The organism is Massilia sp. P1_C10 (genome assembly GCF_056406475.1).
In genome coordinates, this window is sequence record NZ_JBFUAC010000003.1 from 181,785 (window position 1) to 195,651 (window position 13,867).

Consider the following 13,867-nt stretch of genomic DNA (forward strand, 5'->3'; position numbering starts at 1 on the left):
TGAAGTTAGTTCAGCAGCGTGGGGTTGAGGTAGACCGTGCGCGCAGGTGCGCCGCTGACCTTCACACGGCCGAGGCGTTCGAGTTCTTCGAGCACCGGAGTGTGCGCGGGCTTCTTGCGCAAGGCCGCCGGGCCGCGCTGGCTGATGGTCTTCCCCGACACTTCTGCCACGCCGTAGTCCTGGCAGTACGCCAACAGCCAATCTTCGAGCTTCTGTGCGTCGCTTTTGCCTGCCGACGCGATACCGCCGGCGAAGACGCGCTGGGACTCATTCAAATGCCACTTGGCCACACGCGCTCCGCTGCGCATGCAAGTCTCATTGATCGAGCCGGCCTCACCTGCCAAGACATGGAACAGTGCAGCAATGCGCGCCGCGTTGTCCGCCGTCTTGCTCGCGACGTCACGTACGTCCCGCAGGTTGCCGCCCTTTCCGAGCTGGACCTCGATCTCATTATAGAAATCGATCCACACCGACATCGCGTCATCACCCAAATAAAGCATGGTAGGCTTGAGCGCGCCGTCCTCGATCACGGGCGTGGTCGCGAAAAGGTCAGCGATACGTTGACGGAAAGGGTCCAAATTCGGCCAATTGGACGGTGACTTCTTGTACGCGCGCGTCCCTTGGGTGGACTCAGGAAAGCACGTCAAAAAACGTGCGATGAAACCCGAACCGCGTGCCAGAGGGCCGGACCCCTCCATGAACGCGCCGAACGTCGCCGGTTGCACCTGCACAGCGACCGTCAGACGTGCGCCGTTCACGGTATAGGACGCGGAGGTACGGCGGTCGATGCGAATCGGCTTGCCGTCCCACAGCTCGTTGAGTACCGCCAGGTTACGCATTTGGCTCTCCTTATTCATGCCGTGCCCGCCGAACACTGCGCCTCCTTCGGAAGAGATCACGCCGCCCGACGGCCATTCGGATGCCAAGCCGCGCGTCAGTGCTTCTGGAGTGGCATCACTGTAGATGACACGCGGGATGACAGGCGCCAAGGGCTGGGCTGCCGTGTGCGAAGCCAAGCTTTTTTCGGCGACCGACGTGTCCTTGTCGTTTGATGCCAGTTTAGTGATCTGATCCAGAATGCCCTTCTTTTTCGCCTCCCATGCCATCGAATCGGTATTAAACTTCAACAACTCCGGCGCTGCCGCGACTGCGCATGCTACCTCGTATTCGCGCGCTGATTTAATGAAGAACGTGTCCAGCGTGCTCTTGCGCTCGCCAGATTCCGCAATAGCGAGCATGTAGAGCGAGATCGGGCCGGTGAGGCCCACGTCGCGCTGAACGTCGTACAACCCTTGAGCCGCCAACGAGAGGCTGGAAAGGGCTGAACACGCTACCAAGGCCATCGGGGCCATGGAGTAGTCGTGCACCTCCCTGACAGCCTCCTGCATGATCATGGGCAGCGCATCCAGCGGATACGCGCGGGCAGGATCGCTCGACGCGATCGGTTGTGGTTCAGGCCACTTGCCGCCCTCAACTACCGGCTTACAGACAGGTTCGTTCATGAGGTTGCTGATGTCAACGTCGGAGTTAGGCGTCGCTGCAGCCGCGAGCCGCTTGAGGCTCTTAATCGTGATTCCGCCCTCAGCTTTGATGCTTTTCCATGTGCGGCGAACCGCCTCGACTCCTTCATACCCCGCCTTCTTGCTCCATTCGTCTGCCAGGTTAAACATTTGATCCGACTCGCTACGGCTTTTCAGCGCCATCAAGACTTTGAGCCAGATGTCACGATCAATCGGGGAGATCATTTCCAAGTACGTTTTGTAGGCGGCAATCTCATCATCAGGGATCTCATCGTTGCCCGACGCCACTGGCGCATCCAACAAGGTAGCGGACGACTTCGTGACATCTCGCCGGCCGAATTTTTCGTGCATCCACTCCGGCATGTCGGCGATCTCCTGACCGTTGAAGAGGTCGCTGGACGCCTCAAAGTCGTAGCGCAGACCGGACTTGTGCATGCTGCCCGGCCCGATCACATAGCCGCCCACACCTTTGATGTCGATGCCCGGACCGGCAGTCTGCGCGAATTTCGTATTTGCCTGAGCCAAGTAATACAGGTGGCGGCCACCTCCACCGGTCAGAACTTCCGCGGTATCGGGGAAAAAGTAGCCGGCCTGCTCAAGGTCTTCCACCGTCTGCCGCGCTTGCGGCTTGTACCAGTCGATATCGACCACCACGAGAATCTTGCCAGTGGCGCCAAATTGACGGCCGGTCGAGACACCGTAATTCATCTTGGGGTTGTACTTGGCCCACATGCTGATGGCAACCTCCTTAGTGGTGGCACCATTGAACGAATCGGTATGACGGGGGTGCTTGCCGGCGGAGCACTTCCCCGATTCGATGCTATTACCGCAGGTGCAGTGGTCGCCATCGATGCCGAACAGCGGGAACACGGGGATGCCGCGCTCGACGAATTTCAAGGCCATGGCGAGTGCCGGGTTCGCTGCCGGCGACGACGCAACGACTGTCGCGAGCGTATCGGCCGGCACGGGTTTCGGGTCAAGGGGCAGCGACACCTGTGCTGCTGGCTCGGCGCTATCTTGAAGCGGCGCCGGGGACACCGGCGTCGCAGCGCTTTCGGCATAGGTCGGAACTGGCGCTTCGCCTTCCGGTTCGGTCAGCTTCTCGACTGCGATGCCCGCCGGCGCCCCGCCCGCACCATAAGAGTTGTTCGAGGTCATGTTCACCGCATTGGCCACTTGCGTGGCCAATGCGGTGACCTCGTCCGATTCCGATGCGGAAAACGTTGCGGGCGCAATTTCCGGCACGTTGGCCGAAGCTGGCGCTCCGAGTTGGGGTGGGGGCGGGCATACGCACGCTGGCACAGGTTCGGACACGGTCATCGTCATAGCGACCGTCTCGCCCATGCCAATCGTGTCCACTACTGCCGGTTCCGAGGACCCGGGCGTAGCCGGTGCGGGGTTTGGCTCGTCGGGCAGGGCTGCCGGAATTTGTTCCTGCGGCACCTCGGCATATTCAGCCATGCTAGTCACTGTGATGCTCGCCGCGCTTCCGCATTTGGTCACGGCAGGCGCGTCGCATTCCATCGTGATCTTCGCTTCTACTGCGGTCGGGGCCGCGGTGGCGACCTCAACGTAGGTTGCCGACGTGATCAGTTCAATGATTTCTTTGGTGCCCGTGATATCCGCGTCGGCCGCATGCGTCACGATGACGTCCGCCGTTATGGAATTCGGCTCGTCGGCCAGACTGGGGGGTTCGCCTTCCGTTGCGCTCGTCGCTTCGATTTCGATAGGCGTCGAGACGGCGTACGTGGGCACAGGGGCAGGAATATGAACCAGCACTTCGGCGACCTCGTCCATGTCCAACGTGTCAACCGTCTGGTCCGTTGCGTCCGTGGCAGATGGAGCGACTGCCGACTCATCGGACGGCGACTGCTGCGGCATTACGCCGGCCGAATCCATCGCGTGTTCGATGACCTCCGTAGCCTCAATGCGGGCCAACACCGCGCCCAAGTCGCTAAGCGCTGCCAGCGATTCAGGGTGGGCTTCGAAGTGCGCCACGGAATCATCCGCAATTTCCATGGCGTCGGTCATGTCCAGGTCGTGGGAGGCGATCATTTTGCGCTCCCTTCGTTCAGCACACGCTGGAGGTCGGTGACGCGCCACGCCAAGCGGCCATTGATACGGACGGGCCGGAGCGGCCCGTCTTCGTAGCACGCCCATTTACGGAGGGTTTGCGGCTTCCGACCGAGGTGGAACGCCGCCTCGTCGGTGCTAACCGTGCTGCGGACTTGCGCTGCGAGTGAGACAAAGTCAGGGTTGTGTTGCGGAGCGCAGTGGGTGGTGGTCTCGTGCAGGCTGAGGGTGGCTTTCGGGCACTGATTCATTTGAAACTCCTGATTGGTTTTTGGAGTTTGCAGAATTAGTTACCGCTAGTTTTGTACTGTGCTTAACGGTATGCCGAACACGTGTTCACGCGCGTTTCGCGGGACCTGAGCGGTATGTCAGCGGTATGAGGCTGCGGTATGTGCGCCCCCTGGAGCGAGAAAATTTAGGGCAGGTGTTCAGATTTCTCATCCCATTTATCCAGCCACAGCCGCAAAAACGCATGGTCGGTGAAGACCCTGTCGAGCTTCTTCTTCGGAATGCGGTACATTTCATAGTAAGAAACGGCAAGATAAATCGGATCCCAACGAGCCAAGTGCCGGCGATCCTTGGTGCCCCGAGTCAAGCGGGCCTTCCCCTCGCCGTAAATCCCTTTTCCATCCGCCAAGGCGCCTGCCAAATCCTTGATCGGAATCAGCGGCGCGAATGCAGTGACTACTTCAGTCTTCGTGATGCCAAGGATTTCATCTGGCGGACGAGCAGCGGCTGGTTTCGGCACCACCGGCGATTCGTGCATGTCCATCTCGACCGTTGCGGAATCATCGCGCGTGGCGGTGCCGTCTGGTACCGCCCCCGGGGCGCCAGTAGAAGCGGCCGTCGAGCCATCCAGCGCTGGGCCAGAACGTTTAGGCTCAGTCGCACCAGCATCGTGCGGCCACGATTCGGCCGGGGCGAGAGGCGCCGAAGGTATGGGAGCGTTTGCTGGCTTGGCCTTGGCCAATTCCGCGATCGTGTGCCTTGGCACGACCAGCGTTGTGTCCGGTGTAACGCCAATGGGCCTGTCGAAGAAATAGATGCTGGATTGCCCCATCCATTCGCCCTCTTCGGTGTCCCAGTGGTTGACGACGCGGTGATTCGCTGCGCGGTACGCCTGAATTTCGCCCCAGGAACGGTACGGGACGTCCTCGAACAACCAAGCGGGACGGTTTGTAATTGTCTGTCCGCCCAAGCTGAGTTGCTCGATCTCGTCCTGCAACAAGGTCACGTAGTCCGCTTTCAAGTCGGGACGGGGCGTAATTACGAGCTTGCCATCAACCCGCTCCGTAGAGACGATCGAGTGGCCGTCCGGCGCGACTGCGTACAAGGGGAGGCGAAGGCGAATCACCTCCCGCGCAAACTCTGCTTCGGTCCAGCGGCGCTGGGTGAGCCTGCTCAGGTAGAAAATTGCATCGCCGATGGAAGAGACTTCGTTGATGTGCATCCATTTCTTTCCATCGACAAGTAGGACGGCGACAGTAGCAGTGCCGCAAAATGTCGTCAATGTCAGATATGACAATCTGGCCGCCCCGGACGCGCAGTGAAGGGCGCGCGAGGCTGGTGGCCGGTAGCAAAGTAGCCGAAATAGCGGTAGCACGTGGGATGCAGAACAGATCGCGCGCACGTCGACGCCACGAACGACTGGGTAGCGTTGTAGCATAAGTAGCAGTCGCAACTTAGCCTGTCAGCGTTGACTAAATGATACTCGTATGTGAGACTTAACCCATGATATCGATGAGTTGATCAAGCGCAGGTAGAAAATACAAGGGGGCTTGGCCGCATCTAATAATCAAGGTGTGTTGGACGCACAAAATATTGCCGGAAAGTCAATGATGATCAATCTTTCGGAAGTGGAGCCTGATGAAATCAGAGCGGCCTATGTAGATATTCTTCCGCATCCTGCGGACAGGAACCTAATGTGCGCGCAACTGTTGCGGTCCATTGGTTACTGCGAAAGCACAGGAAGCGAGGCTTGGTCCGTCTCGTTGCTCGATAGCGGATTTAGGCTGAACGTAGGACAAGTGGAAGTCTTAACTTGCTTTTATACGCCTTGGGATCACGGGGAATCCGGTCCACCCACCGGTATGGGAATTCTAGATTTCAGGTTTCTAATTTCGGGGCAAGACGCGCCGTTGCTGATACAACAGATTGATCCAGCTTCAGTGAGCGAAATGCACTATCGTTCTGTCGGCAAGCCGCACTGGGCCGTTACTGCGACACTCATCGTTAACGGAGAGGCCGCGGAAAACGAACGGATTCAAACACTAGCATTTATGGAGGCCCTCCAGGCTTTTCATAAAAATTTCGTAATCGCTGCCGCGCATTCGCCAACGGGATCGCTCCGCAAGCGGTCGAACTTCGCGCGATTCCATTGCGAAGCGCTGATATCTTACGCGCGTCACGAGCTTGCGTCGGATTCGCTGCCAATAGGGCTTGGAGTGCTTCCGTGACGCCGCCTGATTGGCGGAGTTCGTATCAGAGCGCTTTGTTTAATGATAGAAAAGCTGTAGCAAAGTAGCAAAAATAGCGGTAGCAGGCGGCAGCTCAAGAAACCGGAGTGACCACCGATCGCGTCACGGCGATCCCAGTAACGACTCATTGCCTTGCGCCTAAACTGGGTTTCAGCTCAGGGAAAGGGGAGGGGGAGAATTTAGAGAATTTATATATTATTTGTATAGATCACTACTACTTTCTCCTATGAGAGAGGCCTCTGAGGACGCCGCTTTTGCGTTCTCTTAATGCAGGTGGAAGGCAGTCAAATTCCACTAAATTTTATCCAAGGATGCGGGGTGGTTTTGGGGGCTGGACCGCCGATGCGTCTTGCACGACGTTCGCGCGCGCGCGGACGAATTTCCGATCGACATTGATCTAGGTGATAGGTCTCAAACCGCATGGTGTTGTCCGGCCCAGCTGGCAGTCCGGCATTTTTGTTGCCTTGCAAGTGGCCAAGTAGAGGGTTTCACGGACCCAGTCACGGTGCCGTTCGGGACAACCATAGTTTAAGGTCGCACCGGGATTTCGGTATCCGCCTCGCGTTGATATGATGTCAATCACACGCAGCGAAGCCGCGCTTGGTGCAAGTTTGCAGTGAATTTTCCGAATTGAGAGGCTTGTCGAGCAAAATGAGCGAATCTACTGTCCAGATTTCCCCCGCCGTTCCGGCCGCACCATCGGTCTGCCCCTCGACGCTGACCTTTTTGTATGCGTCCATCAACGACATGCAGGCAGTGATACGGGCACTCGACGCGAAACTATCAGTGGCGTTAGTGATCTTTTCGATTGCGCTTACCAAGTTCGACGTTTTATACGAAGGCGGCGGAAAATTCGTTTCATCTCATCCTCGCGCCGGTCTCGTCCTGGTATCAATTTTTTTCTTGGCATGGGCGATCGGTGTGCTATCTGCGTTCCTCGGCCTTATTGCAATCAATAACCCAGAAGCGCACATTGAATTCTCGGGGATTTCGGGAGCATTCTATGGAGGCGGGCTGTTTCCACTGAAATTTCTGGATTCATTTTTTAATCGATATGCCGCTGCTCGCCCCAAGTTGATTTCGCATCAGATGAATATCCCCAAGGACGATGCATCGGTCGTGGCGGAGTTGTCATTTGAGCAAATGAAGCTCGCGTATATTAGGGCTATTAAATTGCGTAGAGTAAGGACCGCATTCTTTGCTTTAGTGACTTGGATTTCGATCGGCATTACATGTTGGCTCGTTACCTTATCGGATCTCAAACTCTGAAAAATCGATGTTAATAATCAGGCTAGTTCCAGTAACGGTAACAATGTCTGCCACTTTAAGTCATAACCAATCACTTCCGCGTATACCGGGACCGTGGTGATGATCGGTAAATTAGCGACCCCAGCCTGCTGTGCGCTCGGTTGCCGCATTCCTCGTCCATACAACGCATCAGCGAGCGGATTCTGCGGGGGAAGCCGCGCAGGCATGCCGAGCTGTCTCAGCAGGGAGGAAGCGCTTGGCTGGGACAGTTCATTACAAGTATGCGCGGGTGCCACTTCCGCGGGAGCGGGGAGGTACACCGCGCTCAGATACCTTTTCTCGGCGGGCGCCAACTGCCTAAAAAATTCACGTGTCGCGCGCCCCGTACCAGACATGATTTCTTTTTCGAGTTTAGCAACACGGTGAATGGGAAATCCGATTGCCGTAATAAAACTGCTAGCCCGTGGCCCAATTCTCGCCATGGTCAGCGCATCGTAATGTAGGACTATCTTGCATGCGAGCGGAAGTGACCCTAGGGTGCGGTCCATTGATCGCATCTGCTCCACCGCGACCTTCGCAAAGCAAGCCGCTTTGACGACGTCAAAAGCATTAACCGAATCAGGGAAATATGCCAATACGCTGTCTCCTGCGTACTCAACTTGCTCGGCATCCGCTCCAAAACTTTGAGTTATGCGGTCCACGGTGGACAAGAAAGTGTGCGCGTATTTGAGGTACGTTTCTGGTCGCCGCCCACGGAGCATCACAGTAGAATTCACGAGATCAATCTTTAAAATATAGTAGTTCTTTCTGGTCCCTTCGCCGCGTGCCAAGCGAGATGGCGACTTCTCGACAAGACCATCCGCGGCCTCGTCGTAGTGAGTTTGTAATACGTCACGGATTAGGTCCAAGTTCTTTGCCATATCGAATCCCATCTACTGTTCCAAGGTTTGTAATCATTGTAGACCTATCATTACTTGTCAGGACGGCAAATTTGTATTGTTGAAAAACGACCGGTTTTTACCGTTTTTCAGGGGGCACCACGGATGCCACGTCCGCCCATTTCGTTCGCCCACGTCGAACTTTCGGGCGCGCGCATCCCCAGCGGTTATACATTCATAACCACTAGCTATCGAGGCTTCGCCAAGATTAATAATGCCAAATTGCTGCCGCGCATCATTACGTTATACTGATCTCCCGTGTGGGTGTTCGGGAGGCTAAGCATGTCAGATTTTTCAGGTGCAGAGAGGAGACGCGATCGCGAACTTTCACGCCTTGTCAACCAGGCGCTTGATTGCTTCGACGCGTTCGACCCGCAAGTCGCACGTTCCTTTTTCGTGGACCACCACATCCCATCGACCGTGGCTGCGCGGGTGCTTTTTCATCGGAACCAGCGGCGCGCCCAAGTCCTATAAATGCCGATCCCGAGTTCGTGGACCCGAAAGGATAGCTATGGATACTGCGAAATATGTTGCTGGTGTTGAGCGCGACGGGCGCGTCGTAGCGGCTCTTCAACAAGCACTCGAAGCGATGCGCCTTACGCATGGTGCGCGGATCACAATGTGCGGAGTTTCTGGAACATTAAATTACGAGCAACAAATGCTGGCGGTGCGCGATGCGCTTTTCCTTCTCTGCGTGGATCCTGACGAGTCGTTCTCCCCGGAGACTACCGGCGTAGAACCGAAATAGCCCACCTTGGTCGCAAAACGTCTCAGCGGAGGGCGGTGTTATTAGTCGCAAGCGCTGTTCTTAGATCAGACCGAACAAATGGCGGAGAGATGCATGCGTAAATCGTTCGTATGTTGGCAAGGTTCGCGTTGAGGGCCAAACGAATCGATGGTCGGGAAATGACGCCAACGGTATCAAGTATATTTGCGCGGGCAGCTCGTTTAGTTCATCCATCCGAACCCAGAGGACGAAGTCCACTTCGGTCAGATAGCGCAGGGTCACCTTCCAGCACGGATGACTACGCTCATATCGGCATCGAGTGCAGATAATGCGGACTAAGACGTTTTTGACGCGATAGGTCCGAGGGGTGACGCGCTCCGCCAAAGCGTCCGCCAGCGCGGCACACCGTTCAAATTCCTGACACAGATCCTTGGTGATGCAACGTAGACGATACCGCGTAATCGTCGCGCGCGACAGCGATAGGTTTGAAACACCCGCCGCCTCAAATGCCGCCACAAGGCCATTAAAGCGGTGGGCGTACGACGAAGCGGACGGTAGATCGCGGGCATTGATCAGGTCCGCGGTAACGTGGCCACTCTCAACAAAAATTTCACGGAGTCCGTGAAGCATCTCATCGTCTGACCAATGGCGCCGACGTCGCGCTCTTTCTGTTTGGGCCTCCTCGAATCGCTTCGGCTGGACGATCGCGTCAAACACGTTTAGGGTCTTCAGCCAGGATTCTGGCTTATTCGGGCGCCGTGAGGTTCGCAGCCGCTGGGTGCTACGGTTGAAAACGAGGGTGCCACAATATTTCTCGTTTGTGAGAATATTTTTGATGTTGTAGTTGGACCATGGGGCGCCCTGTTCGCTTCGCACCCCTTCTACATTCAACCGCGTAGCGATGGCGGTATCCGAGAGCAGTTCGTCGATGTACATCGAGTAAATTCGCCGGACGATAAGAGCTTCGGCATTGGGTCCCGTTATAAAGACCACGCGGTCCGTCGGGACGCTTTTCCGTTCACCCTGCACGAGCACTCGACCGGGCACCCCGAGGGCCGAGACCGTCATGCGCCGTAGTCCGAAACCGGCGGAGCCTCCTTGTTTGAACCCTAGCGACGTAAAACGGCACTGCGCCGAAAACACTTTGTCTGATAGTTCACGGCTGTACTCCGCAGCCATGGTGCGTTTAATGCCCTTGAGTAAGGCCCCCAACGGCGAGGTATCGTGCGCGAAGGGTTCCTCACAGTAGATGATACGAACGCCAGCTTGCCGGCAGACATATTCGTAGTAGGCACTTTCGTCCACATCCTGAAAGCGTCCCCAGCGGCTGACGTCGTATACCAAGATTGTCGCGAAGCCTGCGTCGCCACGGAGAGCATCAGAGAGCAGTTTTGATAGCGCCGGCCGTGACTTGATGCTGAGGCCGCTCCTGCCGCCGTCGAGGTACTCCGCGACTATCGTCAGCCCCAGATCGCGCGCGTGCTCTTGCAGCTTTGCTCGTTGATGGTCGGGCGAATATATTTGACGCTCTGTGGACATACGAATGTAGGTCACTGCGCGGCAGTCTGGGGGAATTCGAGTCACGAGCCAACCTTTCAGAGCGATGATCCAAAGCAATGACCTGAGAGAAAGGCAGCATCGCTCAAGTCTCACGAACTGGGCATCCGAACGCCTCGTCGAGAGAACGAAATTGGAGGATGCCCGACGGGAGCGGCCATGTGGGACGCAAATAGATGTGGCCCGATGGAAGGGAATGAGTAGGGATCACGAGGTAATCGAGGGCGGTTCGGTTGTTGCAGTCCAGTCTGGCAATCAAAAGGAAGTCGGCCTCCGCGTACGCAGTGATCATCCAGAATGGCGCCTCGCTTTTCCGGCACGCTGCCGTCTGCACTCGAATCCGAACGTCGCTGCTCGTGGTGAACACAAAATTAAGCGGATCAATGTGAAGCAGCAGGCAAAGGGAATCAGCCAGGCGGCAGCTTTCGGCGAAAAGCTCTGCTCTAATTGACTGGACCACGTGCCTAGTGATTGCGAATTTACAGTCAGCGCTCTTGGAGATCCCAGCAAGTCGATATGCGTTTGAAAGTGATCCGAAGCGTCGCACGAAAGTGGAAGAGTGTGGCATTGTGCGATCCTCATCAATCAGTCGTTCGTTTATTTTCCCGTGCGCTCTGAAGTACGACCTGAGCATCTCTAACATTTGCGGAACGGCCGCGCGGCGCCGGCGCCGTTCATCCTGCGCTGCCTTGAATAGCTGAGGTGAAACCAACGGCTCGTACGCCGCCTCTTGTACGATCCACTTGAAGGAAGGATTGTGTTCGCACCGCGCCGATAGCTTGCATGTCTTCCGGTTGAAAACAAGCGTCCCGACATACTTCAAGTTGGTCAGCAGGGTGACGACGTGGTGCTTCGACCAAGCGCAGCCGGGTTGGCTCTCGATCCCCTCGGAATTCAACAACCCGGCAATACCGGCATCCGTCAAATGCGCATCGATATAAAGCGAATAAATTCGGCGAACTATGGCGACCTCGTCGGCCGGACCGAGAATCAACACCACCCGGTCAGTTGCTGCTGGTTTCAGCTCGCCGCGGTTTAAGATTCGTCGCGGAATGCCATCCGCTGAAACAGAAAGGCGTCTGAGTCCGTAACCCGCCGGCCCGCCCTGTTTGTAGCCCATTTGCGCCAAGCGGCACTGTGCTGCAAACACCTTGGAGGAAAGCTCCCTGCTGTATTCCGCTGCCATAATCCGTTTGACGCCCTTGAACAAAGAAGACATCGGGGAGCCATCATTCGAGAAATGCTCCGCACAATATGCGATGTCGATTCCAGCACGTCGGCAGGTGTATTCATAAAACGCCGCTTCGTCCGCATCTTGGAATCTGCCCCAACGACTCACGTCATAGACAATAACGACCGAGAAGTCTGCTGCACCGGAAAGCACATCAGCCATCAGCCGCGATAGCCCAGGGCGTCCCTTGACGCCGAGAAGTCCGCTCTTCCCATCGTCCGCGTATTCTCTTACTACAAGCCAGGCTCGACTGCTGACGTACTCCTCGATCTTCGCTCTTTGAAGGTCCACTGAGCAATCCTGCTTGTCGCTCGACATGCGAACGTAACTGGCTACCCGCTGTTTGGGAGCGCCAACATCAGCAGCTATAGTGCCGGCCGCGTTTGACATGTCCAGACTCCTTCACCTTGTTTTCAGTCGTTTGGGTCCGTTGGCTCGCCCCCGCCATTTTACAAACAGGTTTTCGCGCTTCCGTCCGGCAGTGCTTTTTTGCCACGCGCACCAGCTGAACTTGGTTAACACGCGCTCCGCCCTCGGCGCCTACGCTGGTTGCGCTCCGAAAGCGGCGTCGAGCGAAGCAAATTGCATGCAATCGGCAGGGAGCGGTGTCTTCAATCTTAGGTAGATCGCCCCCCGGGACAGGACACGAGCGGGGATGAGCAAGTAATCAAGCACTGTCTGGTTCTTGAAATCAAACCTGGCGATCAAAGTGAAGTCCACGTCTGGGAAAGGGAAAATCTGCCAGTAAGGTATCCCACGATCAGCGCGCCGGCAGGTCGCCGTTTCGACCCGCACGCGCACGCTGCCATCGATTGTCAGGATCTTTAAGTGCGGCGCCTCTTGGATGATTTTTCCGGACGTCCTGATGAGCACGCCCGCGTCCGCAAACATCGACTCACGAAACGCCTTTATCCTCCGCTTCGTTTCCACAAAGGGATGCGGACTCACGTTCGTAATCCCGGCAATTTCGTAAGCCTTAGCCAATGATCCGAAGTATCGGGCGAACGTTTGGGGAGTCGGGACGGAAGGATCCGAGACGATGATTTTAGCGGTGATCCTCCCGTGCCTCTGGTAACACGACCGTAGGGTCCGAAGCAGGTCGATCGGATCAAACGATTGTGCGCGGTGGGCACGTTCGATCTGGGCACGTCCGTAAATTTCTGGCGGCAGGATTTTTTCAATTGCACCCTCGTTGATGATCCACGCATCGGTAGAGTTCGACGTACGGGCACTAGACAACTTGCACGATTTTCGATTGAAGACGAGCGCTCCGTCGTATTTTCGATTTGTCAAAATGGTATTCACGAGTGCTCGCGTCCACCGGGTGCCAAATTCATTTTGGATCTGCTCGACGTTCAGCAGCCTCGCAATCGAAGCGTCGCTCATGCCATTGTCGAGATAGAGGGCGTAGATTCTGCGCACGAGCGCAATTTCTTCTTTGGGGCCGGCGACAAGCACGACGCGATCTGTGACCTTTGTCTTTCGATCTAGATGTGCGAGGATCCCGCGTACGACGCCTGCGTCCGTAATCGCGACTCGACGAAAGCCGTACCCGGCGCTGCCACCCTGCTTGAAGCCGAGTGAAATAAATCGGCATTGCGCATTGAAGACCTTGGCGGAGAGGTCTCGACTGTACTCTGCGGCCATGGTGCGCTTGATGCTTTTTAGGAGTGCCCCGAATGGCGACCCATCGTTTAGAAATTGCTCTGCGCAATAGTCAACACGTATTCCGGCACGACGGCAGGTATGTTCATGGTAGGCAGCTTCGTCAATGTCTTGAAACCGGCCCCACCGGCTGACGTCGTATACAACAATCACGGAGTAGTCAGCCTGACCCGAGTGAACATCGTGAATCAACTGCGACAGTCCCGCCCGGCCCTTCATTCCAAGCCCACTTTTCCCCTCGTCCGCATATTCGCGGACCAGCCGCATGCCCATTCTGGTGGCATATTCCTGAATCGTCGCTCGCTGGTGGTCCGTGGAATAGTTCTGATTCTCGGTCGACATGCGAACGTACAATGCCGCCCGCGTCTGCGGCAAGTCTAAGTCATCATCAGCGAGCACATCGACGCGCATCAAAACCACCTCAAAATCCC

The 13,867-nt window shown here is 56.4% G+C and carries 9 protein-coding genes; 3 read left to right on the plus strand and 6 right to left on the minus strand.

All coding sequences use genetic code 11. The annotated features are described in order from the left end of the window. Positions 1-5: 5 nt before the first annotated feature. Together AC1D02_RS08470 and AC1D02_RS08475 are read right to left on the minus strand one after the other, a co-directional pair. Positions 6-3,575: a DUF3987 domain-containing protein gene (locus AC1D02_RS08470; protein WP_477315682.1), complete on the minus strand. Its 3,570-nt coding sequence runs from the start codon at positions 3,573-3,575 to the stop codon at positions 6-8. 433 nt (positions 3,576-4,008) lie between these two features. Continuing rightward, positions 4,009-5,043, minus strand: a complete 1,035-nt coding sequence (locus tag AC1D02_RS08475; RefSeq protein ID WP_477315684.1) for a hypothetical protein — start codon at positions 5,041-5,043, stop codon at positions 4,009-4,011. 385 nt (positions 5,044-5,428) lie between these two features. Here AC1D02_RS08475 and AC1D02_RS08480 point away from each other — a divergent pair, with 385 nt between their 5' ends. Continuing rightward, a complete protein-coding gene (locus AC1D02_RS08480; protein ID WP_477315686.1) occupies positions 5,429-6,049 on the plus strand; it encodes a hypothetical protein in 621 nt (206 codons plus the stop codon). Positions 6,050-6,721: 672 nt separating this feature from the next. Further along, a complete protein-coding gene (locus AC1D02_RS08485) occupies positions 6,722-7,339 on the plus strand; it encodes a hypothetical protein (RefSeq protein ID WP_477315688.1) in 618 nt (205 codons plus the stop codon). A 17-nt stretch (positions 7,340-7,356) separates the two neighbouring features. On the opposite strand, the gene AC1D02_RS08490 is transcribed toward AC1D02_RS08485, so the two are convergent. Further along, positions 7,357-8,238: a hypothetical protein gene (locus AC1D02_RS08490; RefSeq protein WP_477315690.1), complete on the minus strand. Its 882-nt coding sequence runs from the start codon at positions 8,236-8,238 to the stop codon at positions 7,357-7,359. A gap of 529 nt (positions 8,239-8,767) precedes the next feature. On the opposite strand from AC1D02_RS08490, the gene AC1D02_RS08495 reads away from it, so the two are divergent. Continuing rightward, the gene (locus AC1D02_RS08495; RefSeq protein ID WP_477315692.1) at positions 8,768-9,004 is read left to right on the plus strand and encodes a hypothetical protein; all 237 of its coding nucleotides are present in this window, start codon (positions 8,768-8,770) and stop codon (positions 9,002-9,004) included. Positions 9,005-9,064: 60 nt separating this feature from the next. On the opposite strand, the gene AC1D02_RS08500 is transcribed toward AC1D02_RS08495, so the two are convergent. The 3 genes from AC1D02_RS08500 to AC1D02_RS08510 all read right to left on the minus strand — a co-directional run bounded on the left by AC1D02_RS08500 (position 9,065) and on the right by AC1D02_RS08510 (position 13,847). Continuing rightward, entirely contained in the window at positions 9,065-10,537 is a 1,473-nt protein-coding gene (locus tag AC1D02_RS08500; RefSeq protein ID WP_477315694.1) for a recombinase family protein, read from the minus strand. A gap of 88 nt (positions 10,538-10,625) precedes the next feature. Further along, complete coding sequence (locus AC1D02_RS08505; protein ID WP_477315696.1) at positions 10,626-12,161, minus strand: recombinase family protein; 1,536 nt, start codon at positions 12,159-12,161, stop codon at positions 10,626-10,628. A 150-nt stretch (positions 12,162-12,311) separates the two neighbouring features. Beyond that, complete coding sequence (locus tag AC1D02_RS08510) at positions 12,312-13,847, minus strand: recombinase family protein (protein WP_477315698.1); 1,536 nt, start codon at positions 13,845-13,847, stop codon at positions 12,312-12,314. Positions 13,848-13,867: the final 20 nt, after the last annotated feature.